Here is a 20,733-nt window from a genome sequence, read left to right as displayed (position 1 = left end):
TGGTCATGCGATCCTCCGGGATTCGTCGGTGGGTTCGGCGACCGCACGCGCGGTGCGGCCGATCGTGCGCAGCACCTTGGCGGCGAGCCGGTCCGCGGCGTGCGCGTGTGCGCCCGGCTCGCTCGCGCGGGCCATCACGGCGAGCCGCAACGGGTCGGCGAGCAGCGGTTCGAGCAGCGTGGCCAGGTGGTCGCCGGTGCAGGCGGCATCCGGTACGAGCAGCCCCGCGCCGGTGTCGGAGAGCACCCGGGCGTTGTGCGTCTGGTGGTCGTGCGGCGCGTGCGGGTAGGGCACCAGTACGGCGGGCACCCCGATCGTGGCCAGTTCGGCGACGGTGGCCGAACCCGCCCGGCAGATCACCAGGTCGGCGGCGGCGTAGGCGAGGTCCATCCGGTCCAGGTAGGCGACCGCCTCGGCCACCGGGCTGCCCGCCAGCTCGGCCCGGACCGCCTCGAACGCGGCCGGACCGGTCTTGATCAGCAGTCGGACGTCGTCGCGCCCGCGCCAGCGGCCGGCCAGCGCGACCGCGGCCTCGGTCAGCCGGGTCGCACCCAGGCTGCCGCCGTTGACCAGGACCAGCCGTGCCCCGCGCGGCACCCCGAGCCGGGCCCGCGCCTGCGGGCGCAGCGCGGCCCGGTCCAGCCCGGCCAACGCGCCGACCAGTGGCATGCCGACGGTCTCGGCCCGCACCCCGGCCGGCAGGTGCTCGCGGGTGCGGTCGAAGGCGAGGGCGACGTGTGGCGTCAGCCGGGCGGCGAACCGGTTGGCCCGCCCCGGCACCGCGTTGGACTCGTGCACCACGCTCGGCAGACCGGCGAGACGGGCGCCGACGATCGCCGGCGCGCTGGGATAGCCGCCCATCCCGACCGCGATCTGCGCGCCCTGTGCCCGCAGGATCTCCCGGCACCGCACCCCGGACCGCAGCAGCGCCGCCGGCAGCAGATAGCGGCGCGCACCCAGCGCGGCGTCGAAGGGGATCATGTCCACGGTGTGCAGCCGGTAGCCCGCCGCCGGGATCAGCCGGGTCTCCAGACCGCGATCGGTGCCCACGAACGAGATCACCGCTCTCGGGTCGGCGCGCCGCAACGCGTCCGCCAAGGCCAGTCCCGGGTAGATGTGACCGCCGGTGCCGCCGGCCCCGATCAGCACCGAGAGCGGCCGGTCGCCGAGCACGTCGTCGAGGTGTTCCGCATGTCCTGAGCGCATGACACCGAAGCCTCGGGGCCCGGGATAAGAGAGTTCTAAGCGTCCCTTTTGAGAACCTTGGCCCCATGAGCAACGGGCCGAAGGTGCTGGTCGTGGACGACGACCCGGAAGTGCGGGCCGCCGTCGAGGACGGCCTCGCCGTCGAGGGCTACCGCGTGCGCGGCGCCGCCGACGGCCCGGCGGCCCTGAGCGAGGTGGCCGGCTGGCAGCCCGACGCGATCGTGCTCGACATCCTGATGCCGGTCCTGGACGGCCTCGCGGTATGCCGCCGGCTGCGCGCGCTCGGCGACCGCACGCCGATCCTGGTGCTCACCGCGCGCGATTCGGTCAGCGACCGGGTGGACGGGCTGGACGCGGGCGCCGACGACTACCTGGTCAAGCCGTTCGCGCTGGACGAGCTGACCGCCCGGCTGCGTGCACTGCTGCGCCGGGCCGCGCCCGAACCCGCCGAGGACCGCACCTACACCTACGGCGACCTGACCGTGGACCCGCTCACCCGCACCGGCCGCCGGGGCGGTCGTTCACTGGAGTTCTCCCGTACCGAGTTCGCGCTCCTGGAACTGCTGCTCCGGCACCGGGGCCAGGTGCTGCCGCGCGAGGTGATCATGGACCGGGTGTGGGGTGCGGACTTCGGTCCCGACTCCAACTCGCTCGCGGTCTACATCGGCTACCTGCGCCGCAAGCTCGACGCGGGCGGCGAACCGCGGCTGGTGCACACCGTGCACGGTGTCGGCTACCGGCTCGACCGCGATCCGGACCGGGCATGAGGGCGCACGCGCGGTGGCGCCGGCGCCGCCCGCTGCGCACCCGCCTCGCGCTCGCCTGCACCGGCGCGGTGGCCCTGGTCGCCCTCGGGGTGTGCGCGGCGGCGTACACGATCATCCGGTACGAACTGGTCCACCAGCTCGAACTGAACCTGACCCAGCAGGCCACCCAGGTGCAGCTCCGGAATCGAAGCGACCCGCCCGGGGTGCTCCAGGGCGAATGCGCCTACCTGTCCGCACCGCCGTGCACCCAGATCGTGCCGGCCGACCCCGGGGCGGACCCCGCGGCGCCGTACCTGCTGCCGGTGAAGCCGGCCACGCGCGAGGTGGCGGCCCGCGAGCGCCGGGCGTTCTATACCGAGATCACCGTCGGCGGCCGACCGGCCCGGATGTTGACCACCCAGGGCCGCCCGGGCAGAGCGGTCCAGGTGGCGCTGCGCTCGGACGTCGTGGACAAGGGCGTGCGACAGGCCGGCGAGCTGATGGCGACGGTCGCGGCGGCGGGCGTGCTGCTCGCAGCCGGGCTGGGCTATGCGGTGGCCCGGACCGGTCTGGCCCCGGTCGCCCGGCTGACCACGACCGCGAAGCAGATCGCGGCGACCCGGGACGCGAGCCTGCGGATCGACGTGCCGCCGGGCCGCCGGGAGGACGAACTGACCAGTCTGGCCGGGAGTTTCAACGCGATGCTCGGCGAGCTGGAGGAGTCGGTGAGCGCCCAGCGCCGACTGGTCGCGGACGCCTCGCACGAGCTGCGCACCCCGCTGACCGCACTCCGCACCAATGCCGAACTGCTCGGCCGCGCCGACCGGTTGACCGCGGAGCAGCGCGACCGCGCGAGCGCCGGACTGCAACGGCAGCTGCGCGAGGTGACCGGCCTGGTGAACGACCTGATCGAACTGGCCCGGGACGAGGAGCCGCAGCCGCTGGTCGAGCAGGTTCGCCCCGGCGCCCTGGTCGGGCACTGCGTCGCGGCGGCGCGGGGTCATTGGCCCGCGGTGGCCTTCGAGTTCGCCGACCTCGCGGGCGAACGGACCGTCCCGGGGGTGCCCGCCCGGCTGGCCCGCCTGGTGTCGAACCTGCTCGACAACGCGGCCAAGTTCAGCCCGCCCGGCGGCCCGGTCGAGGTGCGGCTCGCGGCCGACCTCGAACTCACCGTGCGCGACCACGGCCCCGGCATCGCGGCCGAGGACCTGCCGTACGTCTTCGACCGCTTCTACCGCGCCTCCGCGGCGCGTTCGTTGCCCGGCTCCGGGCTCGGGTTGGCGATGGCCCGGCAGATCGCCAAGGCACACGGCGCCACGCTCACCGCGGAGCCGGCGCCCGGCGGCGGCGCCCTGTTCCGGCTGCGGTTCGCCGACGCCCCCTTGGGCGGGAGTTCGCCGAACACCGGATAGCCGCCGCACCCGCACGCGTGGGACCGGAGCGCGCGCGCCCCGGCTCACCGAGCGCGAGGCGGACGCCCGGCGCGGCCCACCCGAGCGCTCAGACGCGGTCCGCGATCAGGTGCCGCGAGCCGTCGATGCCCACACCTTCGCGCCGCAGCGCCCGGGCCCGGTGTTCGCGCGGGCTCAGCCCCCGGACCCGCTTGAAGGCCGTGCTGAGCGCGAACGCGTCGCCGTAGCCCACCTTCTCCGCGACCCCGCCGACCGTGGCGTTCGGGTCGCACAGCAGGTCCGCGGCCAGTGCGAGGCGCCAGCCGGTGAGGAAGGTCATCGGCGGTTCGCCGATCAACTCGGCGAACCGGCGGGCCAGCGAGGCCCGGGAGACCCCCGCCTCGGCGGCCAGCGACGCGACCGTCCACGGTTGTTCGGGGTTGTTGTAGATCAGGCTCAGCACGTGCCCGACCACGGGATCGCGGTAACCGCGGTACCAGCCCGGCGCATCCGTGCCCGACCGGGCGAACCACGTGCGCAGCATGGCGATCAGCAGCAGGTCCAGCAACCGGTCCAGGACCGCGTCCTGCCCGGGGTCGTCCTTGACGATCTCGTCGGCCAGCAGCGGGATCACCGGGAAGTCGCCCTCGCTGTGGCGCACCACCGCGAGCGTGGGCAGCGCCTCCAGCAGCGAGCGGCTGACCTCGCCGGCCATCTGGTACGTCCCGGTCAACATGATCGTCTCGGCGTCCGCGCTGTTGCCCCAGGTGCGCACGCCCAGCGCCATCTCCTTGGCCAGGTCCCGCCCGTCCGGGGTCGAGCAGCGCTGGCCCGGATGGATGATGATCTGCGGCTGCGAGCCCGGGTCGTCGGAGATCCGGTAGTGGTCGGGACCGCGCACGATCGCCACGTCGCCGGCGGTCAGTCGCAGGGCCTCGCCCCGGTCCGGCGCGATCCACGCATGGCCGCGCACCATCGACACGATCGTCAGCGGCGCCTCGTCGTGGATGCGCATGGACCACGGCGGACTCAGCATCGAACGGAGCAGGAAGGCGCCTTGCGCCCGAGGTCCGTTGAGCAGACTCGCGAGAGCATCCATGCCGGGAACTTTAGACGATCAAACATGTAATTGGGCGTTTGAGCGATGTTCAGTCTCACCGCGTGGGCATTGAATAGAGCCATGACAACGAACGAGCAGAACCCCGCGAACACCACCGGCAACACCGGCACCACCACGCTGGTCCTGGGCGGGACCGGGAAGACCGGCCGGCGGATCGCCGAGAAGCTCACCGGGCTGGGCCGTGCGGTTCGGCTCGGCTCCCGGTCGGCACCCGTCCCGTTCGACTGGGCGGACCGCACCACCTGGGCCCCGGCGCTGCGCGGCATCGACAGCGTGTACGTCTCCTTCCAGCCCGACATCGCCGCGCCCGGCGGTGCGGACACGGTCGGCGCGTTCGCCGACCTCGCCGTCGAGAGCGGCGTGCGGCACCTGGTCCTGCTGTCCGGCCGCGGCGAGCCCGAGGCACAGGACGCCGAGGCCCGGGTGCGCGCCTCCGGCGCCGAGTGGACGATCGTCCGGGCCTCCTTCTTCGCGCAGAACTTCGACGAGGGCGAGTTCCTCGGCCCGATCCTGGGCGGCGAGGTCGCTCTTCCGGTCGGCGACGTGGGCGAACCCTTCGTCGACGTGGACGACATCGCCGACGTCGCGGTCGCCGCGCTCACCGAGGACGGGCACTTCGGCCAGGTATACGAGGTGACCGGTCCGCGGCTGCTCACCTTCGCCGACGCGGTCGCCGAGATCGCCCGTGCGTCGGGCCGGAAAATCACGTTCGTGCAGGTCCCGTTGGAGGCATACTCGGCGGTCCTGGCCGATCACGGGGTGCCCGCCGAGGTCATCGACCTGCTGGCCTTCCTGTTCGGCGAGGTCCTCGACGGGCGCAACGCACACGTCTGCGACGGTGTGCAGCGCGCGCTCGGTCGGGCACCCCGCGACTTCTCCGACTACGCACGCGACGCCGCCGCCCGCGGCGTCTGGAAGGTGTGACCATGAGCGGCCCCCTGTTCATCCTGACGCTTGTCGCGGCCCTGGGCTGCGCATCCATGGGCGGAGTCTTCTTCGGCTTCTCCTCCTTCGTCATGGCAGGCCTCGGTCGGCTGCCGGCGGCTCAGGGGGCCGCGGCCATGCGTTCGATAAACGTCACGGCCGTGACCGCCCCCTTCATGGCCGGCCTGTTCGGCACCGCCCTGCTGTGCGTGGGCCTGGGCATCGCGGCGGTCGTCTCGTGGGGCGAGGCGTACGCGGTGTACCTGCTCGTCGGCGCCGTGCTCTACCTGGTCGGCACGATCGTGCTCACCGGCGGCTACCACGTGCCCCGCAACAACGCGCTCGCCGCGGTCGAGCCGAACTCCGCCGCGGAGGAACGCCTCTGGGCCGGCTACCTCGCCGACTGGACCAGGGCGAACCACGTCCGCGCACTCTCCGGCATCGCGGCGGCGGCCTGCCTCGTCATGGCCCTGACCCGCTGACGACGCGCCACCACCGCCACCCGAGCACCCGAAACTCCGCACCCGCACCCGGCAACCAGCACTCGAAAACGGGGATCCAGGCATGACCGAGCAGTCCATCATTTCGCGCCCCACACCACGTCCCACCCGCACCGCCGCCGTACTGCTCGGCGCCACCCTGCTCACCACGGGCCTGGTCGCCGGTGTCTACTTCTGCTTCGCCGTCGCGATCATGCCGGGTCTGGCGGACGTCGACGACCGCACCTTCATCGACTTCCTCCAGCACGTCAACAAGCGGATCGAGAACCCGGTCTTCTTCGCGTGCTTCTTCGGCGCCCCGATCCTCGGCGTGATCTCGATCGTCCGGACCCGCAAGCTCGGCCTCACCGAGGCGAACCGCTGGATCATCGCCGGCGTGGCCCTCGCCTTCCTCGGCATGCTGATCACCATGGGCGGCAACATCCCGCTGAACAACAGGATCGAGGACGCCGGCAACCCCGCCGAGATCGCCGACCCCGCCAAGCTCCGCGACGACGTCGAAAACGCCTGGATAGCCTGGAACATCGCCCGCACCCTCGCCGCCACCGCCGCCCTGGCCACCCTCACCCGAGCCGTCCACATCCTCGCCCGCACCACCCGCACCCCCTGAAGAACCACTCCGACGAACCCCCGGAAACACCGAAGTCCCGCCCTCCGGCGAGCAGTTGCTCGCGGAGGGCGGGACTTCGACCGATCCGGCGTCGGACCTCAACCCTTGACGCAGATCACCTGGCGCAGTTCGGCGACGACCTCGACCAGGTCCTGCTGCTGACGCATGACCTGCTCGATCTTCTTGTAGGCGCCCGGGATCTCGTCCACGACGCCCGAGTCCTTGCGGCACTCCACACCCTCGGTCTGCTTGGCGAGGTCCTCGACCGTGAACCGCTTCTTGGCGGCGTTCCGGCTCATCCTGCGGCCGGCACCGTGCGAGGCGGAGTTGAACGCGGCCTCGTTGCCCAGGCCCCGGACGATGTACGACCGCGTGCCCATCGAGCCCGGGATGATGCCGAGGTCGCCACGGCCCGCCCGAATCGCGCCCTTGCGGGTCACGAGCAGGTCCACACCGTCGTAGGTCTCCTCCGAGACGTAGTTGTGGTGACAGCTGATCGGCTCCTCGAAGCCCACCCGGGCCTTGCGGAACTCGCGCCGGATCACTTCCTGGAACAGGGCCATCATGATCGCCCGGTTCTTCGCCGCGTACTCCTGCGCCCAGTACAGGTCGGAGCGGTACGCGTCCATCTGCGGAGTGCCGCTGATGAAGACCGCGAGGTCCCGGTCGACGATGCCCCGGTTGTGCGGCAGCGACTGGGCCACCGACATGTGGTGGTCCGCCAGTTCCTTGCCGATGTTGCGCGAGCCCGAGTGCAGCATGAGCCATACCGCATCGGATGTATCTACACAAAGCTCGACGAAATGGTTCCCGGATCCGAGCGACCCCAGCTGCTTCATCGCCCGCTCGCGCCGGAACTTCACCGCGTCCGCGACGTCGTCGAAGCGCGACCAGAACTCCGCCCACCCGGCCGTCGAGAGCCCGTACAGCTTGCTCGGGTCGACCGCCTCGCCGTGCATGCCCATCCCGACCGGGATCGCCTGCTCGATCTTGGACCGCACCCGGGACAGGTCGTCGGGCAGGTCGGCCGCGGTGAGCGTGGTCTTGACCGCGCTCATCCCACAACCGATGTCCACGCCCACCGCCGCCGGGCAGACCGCGTCGCGCATGGCGATGACGGAGCCGACCGTGGCGCCGCGGCCGAAGTGCACGTCGGGCATCACGGCGAGGCCGTGCAGCCACGGGAGGGTGGTGATGTTGCGGAGCTGCTGCATGGCCTGACCCTCGACCGCGGCGGGGTCGGTCCACATGCGAATCGGGACCCGGGCGCCCGGGACCTCGGTGTACGACATAACTGGTCACTCTCCTGAGTGGGTACGACGAAACATGAGCACATCGGCTCGAAGTCCGGGTGGGCCGTCCCGGCGCACTCCGGGTGGTGAATCCGGGTGCGGCACGGGGCGGCCGGTGGCGGGACCGCAGGGTTTGGCGACTGCGGGTCCCGCGGAGCGGAAGCGAAGCAGGGGTTACACGCGGCGGGCCGAGGCACCCTTGACGGGGTATCGGCTGTTGTCACGGAACCGCACCGGCTCGCTCCTCTCCCTACAAGGACAGGTCACACGGAAGGACCCGTCTCGGCTCGGCCTCCATCAAGCCACGGCAACCGCCCACCCGGCAAAGGGTTTTCCGGTCGGCGCGGAACGACCGGCGTGCGCCCCGGCGTGCACCCCGTGCGCCGCGGTGACAGTGCACCGGGTCGGGCGTACATTCCCGAGGCATGTTCGTCGTCGGGGTAGCCGCCTGGATCACCGCCGTGGCCTGCGTCGTGTTCGGCCGCGATCGGCATCGCTCCCGGATGCGACCCGTGGTCCGCGACTTCGACGGGGACGGCCCTCGGGAGCGCACCGAGTTCCCGCGCGCCGCCCGGGCCGGCCGGCTCGCCGGGGCGGCGGCAGCCCTGGTCGGCGTGGCGGCGTTCGTGCTGAGTGTGCGATGAAGTGGCGGATGCGCCGGGCCGGCGCCGGTCGTGCGCTCGACCGAAGAGGACGGAGCGGGCGCCCGCGAGCAGCACGCGCCGGCCGTGCGCTCAGGTGAAGACGACGGTGCGGGTCCCGTTGAGCAGCACGCGCCGCTCGGAGTGCCACTTGACCGCGCGCGAGAGCGCCTGGCACTCGACGTCGCGGCCGACCGCGACCAGGCCCGCGGGGGTGACCGCGTGGTCCACCCGCTCGACCTCCTGCTCGATGATCGGGCCCTCGTCCAGGTCGCCCGTGACGTAGTGGGCGGTCGCGCCGATCAGCTTGACCCCGCGCGCGTGTGCCTGGTGGTAGGGCTTGGCGCCCTTGAAGCTCGGCAGGAACGAGTGGTGGATGTTGATCGCGCGGCCTTCGAGCTGCTTGCACAGGTCGTTCGACAGGACCTGCATGTACCGGGCCAGCACCACCAGTTCCACGTCGTTCTCGCGCACCAGGGCGAGCAGTCGCGCCTCGGCCTCCGGCTTGGTCTCCCGGGTGACCGGGATGTGGTGGAACGGTACGCCGTACGAGCGGGACAACTCCTCGAAGTCGCGGTGGTTGGACACCACACCCACGATCTCGATCGGCAGCGCGCCGATGCTGCTGCGGAAGAGCAGGTCGTTCAGACAGTGGCCGAACTTGCTGACCATCACGAACACGCGCATCCGCGCGTCGCCGTCGTGGATCTGCCAGTCCATGTGGAAGGACGCACCGACCGCGGTGAAGCCGGCCCGCAGCGCGTCCAGCTCGACGCCCTGCTCGGCGGTGAAGTGCACGCGCATGAAGAACAGGCCGGTGTCGCGGTCGCCGAACTGCTGGCTGTCCACGATGTTGCAGCCGGTCATCATCAGGAAGCTGGCGACCGCGTGCACGATGCCGCGCTTGTCCGGGCAGGACAGCGTCAGGACGTACTGGCCGCCGGTCGACCCGGCACCGGTGCCGTCGACAGGCTGGGTCTGCTCGGTCATGGACGCGCCCTTCTTCTCCAACTGCGGCATTCGTACGGCCTTCCGGATGTCCGGTCCGCCGGCTCGGCTGCGGAGCCCGATCCGCCTGCCCGCGGGCCGGCCCCGCCGGTCGTACAGGATCCCACGTCCCGCGCGGGCTCAGCGCCCGCCGGTACGGATGCGCAGCACGTCGAGCGAGTCGGGCGGCGCGTCCGGGTCGTCCTCGTCCGTCTTCGCGAGCGCCACGTGTGCGGCCCGTGAGGTGGCCACGACCTGCGGCCAGCGCGGGTGGGTGAGGTAGGCGGGCGCGGGCGCGTCCTCGCCGATGTCGTGCAGGACGGCGAGGATCTCCAGCACCGCGGCGTCCACCAGTGCGGCCTCGTCCGCGTCCGCGACCAGGCAGCCGACGTAGGTGCTCGCGGACCAGCGGTCCAGCCACGAGTCGCCGACGAGGCGATAGACGGCATCGGTGATCGAGCCGTACTCCGGGCGGCCGGCCAGCCAGGACTCGCGCTGGAACGTCGGGTCGCCGAACATGTGCAGCGCGGAACGGACCTGGGCCCGCCAACGCCACCACGGAACGGTGCTCTGGCGCATACGTGCCATCGTGGCGCCTCCTCCCCTGTCTCCGCTTCCGTTTCGCCGATCCGCTCCCGTTCCGTTCCCGATCGGTTTCGGGCGGGATGCTTTCGATCACCTCGGATTCCCACCGATCATGCCGCAGACCGGACCGATCCCGGCAACCGGGCGGTCCGCAGCGCGGGCGACGGCCGGTCGGCCCGGTCCACGCGGTCGACTCGGGTCGACTCAGTCGACCACCTTTATCGTGATCAGTCCGCGTTCGACGTCGTATACGCGCAGGGCGGCCACCTCGAAACCCGGGTGGTCGCGGATCCAGTTCTGCGCCTCGCGCAGGATCCGGGCCGCGGTGTTGAACGCCTGCGCGGCCTCGGTCGTGTAGTCCCCCGCCAGGTGCGAGGACAGGTCGGTGTCGATCGCCACCTCGTACTTGCCCTTGTGGTCCAGGGTGAGCCGCACCTGCTGCAGCCGGGTCCCCTCCGCGGTGGTGTGCAGCGCGGCCAGCATCGCGGCGCCGTAGTCGTCCGCGGCCGGCTTGCGGTCGTCCCGCTCGGCGCCGAGCCGGAAGTCGATCGCGTCGCGGTCCGAGTCGAGGATCTCGATCCCGCCGACCCATAGCGCCGGGTGGTCCTCGGCCCACTGCGCGGTCTCGGTGAGCAGCTTGCCCGCCCGGTCGCGGACGATCTCCTCGGCCCGCACGTTCGAGCCGTCGCCGCGCACCAGGTCGGTTTCGAGCGTGACCTTGTAGACCTTGTACGAGCTGACCACCCGGACCCTGGTCACGTGTCCCCCGTGCGGGGTGGTCCGCAGGTGGGTCAGCAACTCGCTGCCGTAGACCCCCGATTCGGCGGTGTCACCGGCGGCGGCGGGCGGAACCACCGGCGGCACGCTGCCGCTCGGGCGGTCCGCCGGGGCCGGCTTGGAGCCGGTGGAGGACAGTCGCGCCGAACTCGGCCCGGCGCTGGCCACCGTGTCGGCGATCCGGCCGGTGTCGGAGGATCCGGAGCACGCGGCGGCACCGGCCATGGTCGTGGCGAACAGCACGACCGCCGACAGTCGTGTGCGTTTCCGTATGCGTATCAAGGTTCGTGTTCACCCCCTGTCACCCAGCCATGGTGCGGGTTGGCCCTCGGCTCCTACCAGGCGGGGGGTGGCGGGCGCTGGAAATATACCGCTTTGCTCGCGGCGCCGCGGCCGGCGGCTCACGGGTCCACGGCCAGCCGGTATCCGCGCTTGGTGACCGTGCGGACCAGGCCGGCGTACGGTCCCAGCGCCGTGCGCAGCCGGGCCACCGCCGCCTCCACGGCGTGTTCGTCGGTGCGCGTGTCGGCCCACACCCGACGCAGCAGTTCGGCTCGGCTGAGCACCCAGCCCGGCTTCTCGGCGAGCGCGCGCAACACCGCGCCCGGTACCGGCGGCAGCCAGATGGTCCGGCCGTCGACCAGCAGCGCGTTGCCCTGCAGGACCAGGCGCTCGGTATCGGTGTGCAGCTCGCGGCGGGCCCGGGCGGGCAGCGCCTCGGTGATCGTGCGCACCAGCGAGCCGAGCCGGCCGCGCTCGGGCCACACGGATTCGACGCCCTGCTCGGCCAGCGGCCGGGCGCACACCGGCCCGATGCACACCGGCAGCACGTCGGCGCGCAGCGCGGCCAACACCTCGGCCCTGCGGCCCTGTTCCTCGGCGGCCTCCAGGAACGCGCCGATCGCGGGCGCACTGGTGAAGGTGAGCGCGTGCAGCTCGCGGCGCACGGTCTGCTCCACCAGGCGGCGGACCGCACCCGGATCGTCCGGCGGACCCCAGCGGTAGACCGGGATCCGAACCACGTCGGCGCCGCGTGCCCGCAGCGCGTCGACGAAGCCCTCCGGCGGTGCGCCGTGTTCCTGCACCGCGATCCGCCGCCCCCGCAGGTCGCGGGCGAGCAGCCAGGCCAGCACCTCGTCGCCGGCGTCGGACCCGGCCGAGTACACCTCGCGCAGGCCGCACGCCCGCACCGCGGTGCCGGCCTTGGGCCCGCGGCAGACCAGTACGGCGGCCCGGCACGCCGCGGTCAATCGCGCGGCGCGCCCCCAACTCTCGGCGGCGGCGAACCAGCCGCGCCAGCCCACCCCGGTCGTGGCCACGACGTAGTCGAGTCGGTGCTCCAGGGCGCGGTCGGTGGCTCGGCGCAGGATCGGGTCGTCGGCCGGCGACACGATCCGCACGGTGGGCGCGTCGACCACCTTGGCGCCCAGATCCCGGAGCAGCGCGACGAGTTCCTCGCGGCGCCGGGCCGCGGTGACGCCGATGGTGAACCCGATCAGCGGTTCGGCCCTCGTGCCTGTCTCCATGGGGTGAGACTCGCCGACGTGTGTTACGGCGCTGTTGCCGGACGGTCACGCGGGAGTTAGCGCATGGGTCGAAAAGGCGTCCGCCCGGCGGCGGGCCGGCGGGGCGCGCGGGTCAGAACTCGCCGGCGGTGCGCTTCTTGAGGTTGTAGGTCGTCGCGATCGGGTTCCACAACCCGACGACCTTGTTCTTCGCGGTGGTGGCCCGGCCGCTCGCGCGGTCGGCGGCGCGCTTGTGGTCGGTGTTCTCCGCGTGGTGACCCTTGCAGCCGCCCTGGGCCATCTCGGTCCCCCAGGCCGCGAGTTCGCGGTCCGACTCGGCGGAGGCGGCCCACGCGTCGCGCAGGCCCGCGACCAGTTCGGTGCCGCCGCTGAGCTTGTCGGTGGTCAGCTTGCCCAGGCCGGCGATCTGCTGGTCGCGCTGTCGGGCGGCCTCGGTCAACGATTGCGCGCCGGCCGCGGGGTCCTCGCACTTTTGGATCTGTTGCACGGCCCGGGACACGGTCTGCCGGGATCCGGCGCCGTCCTGGAGCAGTCGGTCGACGGCGGTCGCCTGCCCGGCGGCGCCGTCGTCGGCCTTGGCGGGCGGTGCGGTGGTCCCGGGCGTGGCGCCGGCCGAGGCACCCGGCTGGGCGGGCGCGCCGGTCGTGGCGGCCGCGGCGCCCTTGTCCGCGGTGTCGCTCTTCTCGTCGTCGCCGAACGCACCACTGGCGAACACGCCGATCGCGGCGACCACCACGAGCGCCCCGACACCGGCGGCGATCAGCGGGGTCCGCGAGCGGCCGGCCGGACCCGGGTCGGCGTGGTTACCGGGGCCGGGGCCGTGCGGCGGGCCGGCCGGCGGCGCGTAGTGCGGGGTGTAGGGCTGCGGCGCGGCATACCCGGCGGACGGCGACGCGTGGCCGGGCGGCGCGTAGGGCGCGGGCGTCGGCTGCCCGGGTGCGTCCACCGCTCCCGTTCCGGCCGGCGGTCCGGCGGCCTCGTCCCGGAACAGGTTGGCCGGGAACACCTGGGTGGCGTCGGCCGGTCCGGCTGCGGGCGACGGGCTCGGCCGGAACAGGTCGGGCCCGGCCGGCGGGGCTCCCGTCGGCGCGGACGCGGGCGCCCCCGGCGGTGCGTGCGACGGGCGCGGCGGCACCTGGCCAGGTCCGGCCGGCGGCGCGAACGCGGGCTGCGGGCCGAGCCGGGTCGCGCCGGGCTGATCGGCCGGGGCACCCGGCGGGCTCGGGTGGGCCGGGTTCGGCCGGTACGCACTGTCGGCGTCGTAGGGCGGTTGCGGTGCGCCGTAGGGCTGTTGCCGCGCGGGGTATGGCTGCTGCCCGGGGTATGGCTGCGGCGCGCCGTAGCCCTGCGGGGGTCCCTGGTCCGCGTAGTCCTCGAACCTCGGCAGCACCTCGGTCTCGTCGCGCGGGAGTTCGAGCGGGCCGAAGGGCGAGGGCCCCGGCTGCTCGCCATTGGGGCCCCGTCCGCCCGATCCAGCCGATCCCATGCCATCCACCCGTTCGTCGCCCGAGGCCGTCGTGTCCGGCGGTCGTGCGACCGTCCGGGCCGCCCGGCGGCCGGTAATCCGTCCGCCCGACGGTAACTCAGACGTTCGAGTGACGAACAGCCGCGCACCTCGCGGCGACGCCGTCCGCGCCCTCGGCGGCGGGCCGTGTTGCCCGCCGCGCCGCAGGTCGGCGGCCCGGGCGGGGCTCAGACCGGAACGGCGTGCACGGCTTCGGCGAATTCCCGGACCACGTGCTCGTCCCGGTACGGTTCCAGCCGGCGCTGGAAGTCCTTGAGGTATTCCAGGCCGCGCGCCGAGTGCAGCCGCCCCACCAGGTCCAGTGCCTCGGCGCCGACCGCGCACGCCTCGTCGAGCCGGTTCTGCTGCAGGTGTGCGGTGGCGAGCAGGAGGGTGTCGACCGCACGCCGGCGCACCCGCGTGTCGGCGTGCCCGTCCAGGGCCGCGCGGGCCGCCGCCTCGGCCTGTCGGGGCCGGTCCAGGTCGCGGTAACAGTGCGCGAACTCGTCGGAGAGGTACGCCTGGGAGAAGTGCCCTATCCAGGACGGATCCTCGTCCGGTACGGCGACGTCCATCGCGGACTGGGCCCGCGCCAGCGAGGCCTCGCAGGCGCGCGCGTCGCCGAGCAGCGCGTGCCCGCGCGCCTCGGCGGCGTGGAACATCGCCTGGGTGGTCGGCGTCGCCTCGTTCTTGGCGCCCTCCTGGGCGGCGCGGGCGAGTTGGGTGATCTCGCGCGGGTTGCCCAGGCTGCCCGCGAGGTGGCTCATCCCGGCCGCCAGCACATAGCCGCCGTAGGCACGGTCGCCCGCGGCCTGGGTCAGCCGCAGGGCCTGGATGTAGTAACGCTGGGCGAGACCCGGCTGGCCGGTGTCCACGGCCATGTAACCGGCCAGCTCGGTGAGTCGGGCCACGGCCGCGAACAGCGCTCGGCCCGTCTCGTCGGAATAGGTCCCGTTGAGCAGCTGGGTGACCACGCTGCCCAGGTAGTGCACCACGACCGGACGGATGTGCCCGGCGCCGAACCGGTGGTCCAGCGCGGACAACATGTCCGTGGTCGCACACACCGCCTCGATGTCGGAGGCCCCCACCCGCGGCCCGCCGATCCTGGCCACCTGCGCGTCCGGCTCGGTGATCAGCCAGTCCCGACTGGGTGCGACCAGCGCGGCCACCGCCACCGAGGAGTTGAGCAGGAAGTCGCGCCGGTTCACGTCGCTGCGCCACAGCTCGGTGACCACCTCGACGGTGGCCGCCGGGGTGGCGGCGAACTGGAGGCCGACGTTGGTCGCCAGCGAGCGGCCGTCGGCCATGCCGATCTCCTCGACGGTGACCGGTCGGCCGAGCTTGCGGCCGATCGCCTCGGCGATCAGGTTCGGCACCGCGCCGCGCGGCTGCTGACCGCGCAGCCAACGGGCCACCGAGGTCTTGTCGTAGCGCAGATCCATGCCGTGCTCGGCCCCGCACATGTTGACCCGTCGGGCGAGCCCGGCATTCGAGCAGCCGGCCTCCTGGATCAGTGCCGTCAGCCTCTCGTTGGGCTGCCTCGTCGCCTGCGTTCGCGCGGCCATCGGCGTTCCCTCCCCGACCGTTGGTGCGGGATTGCGACATGCGGGATCGGCGCGACGGGGATCGTGCGGTCCCCTCGTGTCCGTGCCCTGATGCCTGATGAGTCCGTGATGCGTGTCCAGCGGACGTCATCCCCACGCCGAAAGATCCGGATCGGCAGGAATTGCCGATGTTGCCCGCAGTCGTATGAAATGTCATCCGCGTACGGAGCGTAGTGACCCGTATAGCGCAGCGGATAGGGCACCCTTCATTGCGCCCCCGGTTCTGCACCCATGCGCCCCCCTTGCGCCGGATGGCGACCGATGATCTCATCGCCCCTGATCATCCGGTTTCACCTGCCCGGAGTGCGGTCGCGCGGCGCGCGACCCGGCGCCGATCGGGGTGCACCGTACGGGTGGCCGCGAGCGGGGCGCCGCCCGGCCGTAACCATCGCGGGGCCGCGCAGTTGTGCAGCACGTGGAAGACACCCTGGGGGCCCGGCAACTCGCCCGCGACACGCTTGTAGAGACCGCAGTCCGCTACGCCGAGGACCGGCACTGGGACGTGGTTCCCGGCGCCTCGGTGGTCGAGAACAGTGCGGGGCGTCGTTGCAGTTGCGGTCATCCCGCGTGTGCCACCCCCGGCGCGCACCCGATCCTGCGCGACTGGGCGGTCCAGGCGGCCAGCTCGCCGGCGCTGGTCCGGCGCTGGTGGAACGAACATCCGGACGCGGCGATCCTGCTGCCCACCGGTCGCGGCTTCGACGTGATCGACGTCCCGGAGCAGGCCGGCTGCCTCGCGCTGGCCCGGCTCGAACGCATGGGCCTGCCGCTCGGGCCGGTGATCGCGACGCCGACCCGCCGGCTCCAGTTCCTCGTGTTGCCCGGCGCCCGGGACAAGATGGGCGAGATGTTGCGCCGCATCGGCTGGGGCACCAGCGCGATCGACCTGATCCCCAAGGGCGAGGGCGACTGGGTGGTCGCCCCGCCGTCCCGGATGGGCAGCTCCGGCAGCGCCTCGTGGGCCCGCGAACCCACCGAACTCAACCGCTGGCTCCCCGAGGCCCGCGAACTGGTCAGCCCGATCGCCTACGCCTGCGGCCGTTCCATGGTCGAGGCCAGGTAACTCCCCCACACACGGACCGCAGCCGCCCCCACCCGGCCCACCGACGCGCCCCCGCCGCCGGGCGCCACCGGGCGGCCGGTTGCCGGCAAGGCCGCAGCCGGCCCACCCGGCGGCACGCGTGCGCCGGGTGGGGGCACCATTCCGAGCCACCCGGAACGCAACGGGCCCTCGAAGCCGAACCAACCGGCAACGAGGGCCCGAAATCCCGCGGGTATACCCGCGACTACCGTGCGGCCACGAACACGTGCGACGCGACCTCCGGCGACAGCTCCGCGGCTTCGCCGCCGCTGCCCGCCATCACGCCACCCGCGGACTCGTGCACACTCACGACCGCCCCGGGACGAATCCCGGCCCGGCGCAACGTGTACATCAGTTGGGCGTCGGTCTGCAGCGGCTCACCGAGCCGTCGCACCACGACGTTCTTGCCTTCCGGCCCCGCCGACTCGAGCAGCGTGACCAGCCCGCCTTCCTTGAAGGAGTCGGCGTGCAGTTCCTGGTCCAGCTCCTCCAGGCCCGGGATCGGGTTGCCGTACGGCGATTCCTTCGGGTAGCGCAGCAGTTCGAGCAGGCGACGTTCCACCTGCTCACTGATCACGTGCTCCCAACGGCACGCCTCGGCGTGCACCTGTTCCCAGGGCAATCCGATGACGTCCACGAGCAGGCACTCGGCGAGTCGGTGCTTGCGCATGACCCGAGTCGCGATTCCCCGCCCTTCGGTCGTCAGTTCCAGATGACGGTCGCCCTCGACCGTCAACAACCCGTCCCGCTCCATACGTGCCACGGTCTGGCTCACGGTCGGCCCGCTCTGCTCGAGCCGTTCCGCGATCCGCGCCCGCAGCGGGACCACGCCCTCCTCCTCCAGCTCGAAAATCGTCCGGAGGTACATCTCCGTGGTGTCGATGAGTCCACTCACGACCAGCGGCTCCGTTCTTGGGTGGTCCTGCCGTGCAATTCTGACGCACCTGAACCGCCGATGCGGACGTCCGGCCGATCGGGTCCCCGCGGTTTGCCCCGCTCGCGCCGTCCGGCGCGTGCCCCCGCGTCATCCGTACGTGTGCCCCGCCCGTGTGGGCCCACGTCGTCGAGTGCGTACGGTCATAACGTTCCGGTATGCCATTGCCATCCCGGAAGACCTCGGACTCGTCCGGATCCCTCGATCGTGTACACGTGCTCTGGTTCCGGCGGGACCTGCGGCTGGCCGACCATCCGGCGCTGCACGCCGCGGCCGGCACCGGCTTCCCGGGCACCGGGGACGGCGAGCCCGCCCGGGTGCTGCCGCTGTTCGTGTTCGACCCGGTGTTGTGGGACGCCTCGGGGCCCGCACGCCGCGCGCACCTGGTCGACTCGCTGCGCGCCCTGGACGAGGACCTGCGCGAACTCGGCGGCCACCTGGTGCTCCGCGCGGGTGACCCGGCCCGCGAGGTGCCCGCGCTCGTGCGCGAGGTCGGCGCCGCCGAGGTGCACGTATCCGCCGACTTCGGGCCCTACGGGCGCACCCGCGACGCGGCCGTGGCGGCGGCGCTCGACGTGCCGTTCCGGGCCACCGGGTCGCCGTACGCGGTGGCTCCGGGGCGGGTGGTCAAGGCCGACGGGACGCCGTACCGGGTGTTCACGCCGTTCCTGCGCGCGTGGCTCGAACACGCCCGGCCCGACCCGCTGCCGCTGCCCGCCGACCTCGCGTGGGCGGACGCCGACGCGGTCGCGCCACCCGCCGCGCCCGCGCCCGCCGGGGTACGGCTGCCCGAGGCGGGCGAGCGCGTGGCCCGCGCGACCTGGGAGGCGTTCCGCGCGCACGGTCTGGATCGGTACCGCGAGTTGCGCGACCGGGCCGACCTGGCCGGCACCTCGCGGCTGTCGGTGCACCTGAAGTTCGGCGAGATCCACCCGCGCACGCTGCTCGCCGGCCGCGTCGACGAGACCTTCCGCGCCGAACTGGCCTGGCGCGAGTTCTACGCCGACGTGTTGTGGCACCACCCGGAGACCGCGCGGGAGTACCTGAACCGGGACATGGCCGGGATGCGCTACGACACCGGCCCGGACGCCGACGCGCTGTTCGACGCGTGGCGCGAGGGCCGGACCGGCTTCCCGTTCGTGGACGCCGGAATGCGGCAACTGCTCGCCGAGGGCTGGATGCACAATCGGGTACGGATGGTGGTCGCGTCCTTCCTGGTCAAGGACCTGCACCAGGAGTGGACCCGCGGCGCGGCACACTTCATGCGGCACCTGGTGGACGGCGACCCGGCCTCCAACAGCCACGGCTGGCAGTGGACGGCGGGCTGCGGCACCGACGCCTCGCCGTGGTTCCGGATCTTCAATCCGATCACCCAGGGCCGCCGGTTCGACCCCGACGGGGACTACGTTCGGCGCTACGTGCCCGAACTGCGTGCCGTCGCGGGCAAGGCGGTGCACGAGCCGTGGAGGATCGGCGTCCCGGGCTACCCCGATCCGATCGTCGAGCACGCCGAGGAAAGACGCGTCGCACTCGACCGCTACGAGGCGATCCGGCGGTAAGGTGCCGGATCCGCGTACGCACGGCGGATCCGAATACGAAGCTCCGAACGCACCGAAGGAAACGGGAGGACCGGGCATGGTCGAGCTGGGTGCGCGCTACCTCGACGCGGCGATCGGACTGCTGGAACGGCTGCGGGACGAAGAACTGCCCACCATCGACCGGGCCGCGGACCGCATCGCCGAGTCGCTGGCCGCCGGTGGCCGGCTCTTCGTGTTCGGCGGCGGCCACTCCGCGCTCGCCGCGCAGGACGTGGTCTACCGCGCGGGCGGCCTGATCCTGGCCAACCCGCTGATCGCCCCCGGCAACGAACTCTCCGTGCGCCCGATCACCGTCAGCACCGCGGTGGAAAAGCTCGCCGAGCTGGCCGGCCCGGTGCTGGACGGCGCGGGCCTGCGCAAGGGCGACGTGCTCGTGGTGATCTCGCTGTCCGGACGCAACGGGCTGCCCGTGGAGATGGCCCGGCGGGCGCGCGAGCGCGGCGCGCTCGTGGTCGGCGTCACATCGGTCGTGGCCAGCGAGGCCGAATCGCCCAGGCATCCGTCGGGTACCCGGGTCCTCGACAACTGCGACGTCGTGCTGGACACCGCCATCCCGCCGGGCGACGCCGCCCTCGAGGCGGATGGCGTACCGCAGCGGATCGGCCCGACCTCGGGCGTGGTGTGCTCCGCGGTGCTCCAGGCGCTCATGGTCGGCGTGATCGGCCACCTGGTCTCCCGGGGGATCGAACCCCCGGTGTTCATGTCCGCGAACGTCGAGGGCGGAGCCGCGTGGAACGAGCGGTTGCTGACCGAACACGCGGACCGGATCTTCTATCTGAGGTGAACCCGGCAGTGCATCCCAACGCACGGTCCCAATCTTCGGACCGGCAGGCCGCGGATCGGCGGACCCCGGACCGGCAGTCGTCGGCCGATCGGTCGTCCACGCCGACCGGGGCCGAGCAGGCGTCCGATCAGGCAGCCGACCCGGGGTCGGCCGAGTCGGCCGGCGTGCCCGACCCGCGCGCGGCCACGATCGTGGTCCCGGGCCGCTTCAACGGGCCGCCGGGCATCGGCAACGGCGGCTACCTGGCCGGTCTGCTGGCCGGCCGCGCGAGCGGCGGGACGGCCTCCGGGGTGACCGTGACGCTGCGCCGCGCGGTGCCGCTGGACCGACCGCTGGCGCTCGCGCACGACGCCGGCACGGGTGTGCTGACGCTGCACCAAGACGACGGGCCGATCGCCGAGGCGGTACCGGTCGACGCCGCGCTGCCGTTGCCCACGCCGATCGACCCGGTGACCCCCGCCGAGGCGGTCGAGGCGAGCCGGTCCTTCCCCGGGTTCGCGGCCTGGAACCCCTACACCGAGTGCTTCGTGTGCGGCACCGGACGGGCCGAGGGCGACGGCCTGCGGTTGTTCCCGGGCATGCTCACGGACCGGCCGGACACCAACGCATGCGTGTGGACCCCGCACGCCTCGCTGGTCGCGCCCGGAAGCGAGCAGGTCGGCCCCGAGTTCGTCTGGGCCGCGCTCGACTGCCCCGGCGGCTGGACCGGGATGGACCGGGACACCGCGCTGCTGCTCGGCCGGATGACCGCGCACGTGTACGCGCTGCCCTACCCGGACGAGCCGTGCGTCGTCCTCGGTCGCCGACTCGGCCGGGAGGGCCGCAAGGTGCGTACCGCGACGACGCTCTACGACGCCGAGGGCCGGGTGGCCGCACACGCCGAACAGGTGTGGATCGCCCCCCGCACCTGAGCCGCGTACCGC

20 protein-coding genes are annotated in these 20,733 nt (G+C 72.9%); 10 read left to right on the top strand and 10 right to left on the bottom strand.

Features of this window, described 5'->3' with window-relative positions; genetic code table 11:
* Positions 1-3 precede the first annotated feature (3 nt).
* Entirely contained in the window at positions 4-1,206 is a 1,203-nt protein-coding gene (locus tag ACFZBU_RS29095; RefSeq protein WP_391586644.1) for a glycosyltransferase, read from the bottom strand.
* Between the two features lie 65 nt (positions 1,207-1,271).
* Here ACFZBU_RS29095 and ACFZBU_RS29090 point away from each other — a divergent pair, with 65 nt between their 5' ends.
* Positions 1,272-1,973 carry a response regulator transcription factor gene (locus ACFZBU_RS29090; protein ID WP_391586643.1) on the top strand — a complete coding sequence of 234 codons (702 nt, stop codon included), beginning with the start codon at positions 1,272-1,274 and terminating at the stop codon, positions 1,971-1,973.
* On the top strand, positions 1,970-3,364 hold the full coding sequence (locus ACFZBU_RS29085) for an ATP-binding protein (protein WP_391586642.1): 1,395 nt from the start codon (positions 1,970-1,972) through the stop codon (positions 3,362-3,364). Before ACFZBU_RS29090 ends, ACFZBU_RS29085 begins: the two co-directional genes overlap by 4 nt.
* 88 nt (positions 3,365-3,452) lie before the next feature.
* Here ACFZBU_RS29085 and ACFZBU_RS29080 read toward each other — a convergent pair whose 3' ends face one another.
* Positions 3,453-4,442, bottom strand: coding sequence for an AraC family transcriptional regulator (locus ACFZBU_RS29080; protein WP_391586641.1), 990 nt, complete (start codon positions 4,440-4,442; stop codon positions 3,453-3,455).
* Positions 4,443-4,523: 81 nt separating this feature from the next.
* Between ACFZBU_RS29080 and ACFZBU_RS29075 the strand changes: the two genes are divergently transcribed.
* The 3 genes from ACFZBU_RS29075 (at position 4,524) to ACFZBU_RS29065 (ending at position 6,497) form a co-directional block, all read left to right on the top strand.
* On the top strand, positions 4,524-5,387 hold the full coding sequence (locus ACFZBU_RS29075) for an NAD(P)H-binding protein (RefSeq protein ID WP_391586640.1): 864 nt from the start codon (positions 4,524-4,526) through the stop codon (positions 5,385-5,387).
* A gap of 2 nt (positions 5,388-5,389) precedes the next feature.
* On the top strand, positions 5,390-5,869 hold the full coding sequence (locus ACFZBU_RS29070) for a DUF1772 domain-containing protein (protein WP_391586639.1): 480 nt from the start codon (positions 5,390-5,392) through the stop codon (positions 5,867-5,869).
* Between the two features lie 82 nt (positions 5,870-5,951).
* A complete protein-coding gene (locus ACFZBU_RS29065; protein WP_391586638.1) occupies positions 5,952-6,497 on the top strand; it encodes a DUF1772 domain-containing protein in 546 nt (181 codons plus the stop codon).
* A gap of 98 nt (positions 6,498-6,595) precedes the next feature.
* On the opposite strand, the gene ACFZBU_RS29060 is transcribed toward ACFZBU_RS29065, so the two are convergent.
* On the bottom strand, positions 6,596-7,789 hold the full coding sequence (locus ACFZBU_RS29060; protein WP_391586637.1) for an RtcB family protein: 1,194 nt from the start codon (positions 7,787-7,789) through the stop codon (positions 6,596-6,598).
* A gap of 425 nt (positions 7,790-8,214) precedes the next feature.
* Here ACFZBU_RS29060 and ACFZBU_RS29055 point away from each other — a divergent pair, with 425 nt between their 5' ends.
* Complete coding sequence (locus tag ACFZBU_RS29055) at positions 8,215-8,433, top strand: hypothetical protein (protein WP_391586636.1); 219 nt, start codon at positions 8,215-8,217, stop codon at positions 8,431-8,433.
* Positions 8,434-8,523: 90 nt separating this feature from the next.
* Here ACFZBU_RS29055 and purU read toward each other — a convergent pair whose 3' ends face one another.
* The 6 genes from purU to ACFZBU_RS29025 form a co-directional block, all read right to left on the bottom strand.
* Positions 8,524-9,420, bottom strand: coding sequence for a formyltetrahydrofolate deformylase (gene purU, locus ACFZBU_RS29050; RefSeq protein ID WP_391586635.1), 897 nt, complete (start codon positions 9,418-9,420; stop codon positions 8,524-8,526).
* Between the two features lie 138 nt (positions 9,421-9,558).
* Positions 9,559-9,996, bottom strand: coding sequence for a hypothetical protein (locus ACFZBU_RS29045; protein ID WP_391586868.1), 438 nt, complete (start codon positions 9,994-9,996; stop codon positions 9,559-9,561).
* 210 nt (positions 9,997-10,206) lie between these two features.
* Positions 10,207-11,022 carry a hypothetical protein gene (locus ACFZBU_RS29040; protein WP_391586634.1) on the bottom strand — a complete coding sequence of 272 codons (816 nt, stop codon included), beginning with the start codon at positions 11,020-11,022 and terminating at the stop codon, positions 10,207-10,209.
* A gap of 158 nt (positions 11,023-11,180) precedes the next feature.
* Positions 11,181-12,305 carry a uroporphyrinogen-III synthase gene (locus ACFZBU_RS29035; RefSeq protein ID WP_391586633.1) on the bottom strand — a complete coding sequence of 375 codons (1,125 nt, stop codon included), beginning with the start codon at positions 12,303-12,305 and terminating at the stop codon, positions 11,181-11,183.
* Positions 12,306-12,417: 112 nt separating this feature from the next.
* Positions 12,418-13,791 (bottom strand): hypothetical protein, encoded by a 1,374-nt coding sequence (locus ACFZBU_RS29030; RefSeq protein WP_391586632.1) that lies wholly within the window; start codon positions 13,789-13,791, stop codon positions 12,418-12,420.
* A 206-nt stretch (positions 13,792-13,997) separates the two neighbouring features.
* Positions 13,998-15,374: a transcriptional regulator gene (locus tag ACFZBU_RS29025; RefSeq protein WP_391586631.1), complete on the bottom strand. Its 1,377-nt coding sequence runs from the start codon at positions 15,372-15,374 to the stop codon at positions 13,998-14,000.
* A 445-nt stretch (positions 15,375-15,819) separates the two neighbouring features.
* Between ACFZBU_RS29025 and ACFZBU_RS29020 the strand changes: the two genes are divergently transcribed.
* On the top strand, positions 15,820-16,476 hold the full coding sequence (locus ACFZBU_RS29020) for a bifunctional DNA primase/polymerase (protein WP_391586630.1): 657 nt from the start codon (positions 15,820-15,822) through the stop codon (positions 16,474-16,476).
* A 223-nt stretch (positions 16,477-16,699) separates the two neighbouring features.
* Here the strand turns inward: ACFZBU_RS29020 and ACFZBU_RS29015 are convergent, their stop codons facing one another.
* Entirely contained in the window at positions 16,700-17,389 is a 690-nt protein-coding gene (locus tag ACFZBU_RS29015) for an iron dependent repressor, metal binding and dimerization domain protein (protein ID WP_391586629.1), read from the bottom strand.
* Positions 17,390-17,643: 254 nt separating this feature from the next.
* Here ACFZBU_RS29015 and ACFZBU_RS29010 point away from each other — a divergent pair, with 254 nt between their 5' ends.
* From ACFZBU_RS29010 to ACFZBU_RS29000, 3 genes are all read left to right on the top strand, one after another.
* Entirely contained in the window at positions 17,644-18,987 is a 1,344-nt protein-coding gene (locus ACFZBU_RS29010) for a cryptochrome/photolyase family protein (protein ID WP_391586628.1), read from the top strand.
* Between the two features lie 76 nt (positions 18,988-19,063).
* The gene (locus ACFZBU_RS29005; protein ID WP_391586627.1) at positions 19,064-19,810 is read left to right on the top strand and encodes a sugar isomerase domain-containing protein; all 747 of its coding nucleotides are present in this window, start codon (positions 19,064-19,066) and stop codon (positions 19,808-19,810) included.
* A 164-nt stretch (positions 19,811-19,974) separates the two neighbouring features.
* Positions 19,975-20,721 carry a hypothetical protein gene (locus ACFZBU_RS29000; protein ID WP_391586626.1) on the top strand — a complete coding sequence of 249 codons (747 nt, stop codon included), beginning with the start codon at positions 19,975-19,977 and terminating at the stop codon, positions 20,719-20,721.
* The last annotated feature ends 12 nt before the right edge of the window (positions 20,722-20,733 follow it).

The organism is Embleya sp. NPDC008237 (assembly GCF_042956465.1).
In the GTDB taxonomy this organism is placed as follows: Bacteria; Actinomycetota; Actinomycetes; order Streptomycetales; family Streptomycetaceae; genus Embleya.
Note: the sequence above shows the minus strand (reverse complement) of the source record. Positions and strands in the feature narration are given on the sequence as shown.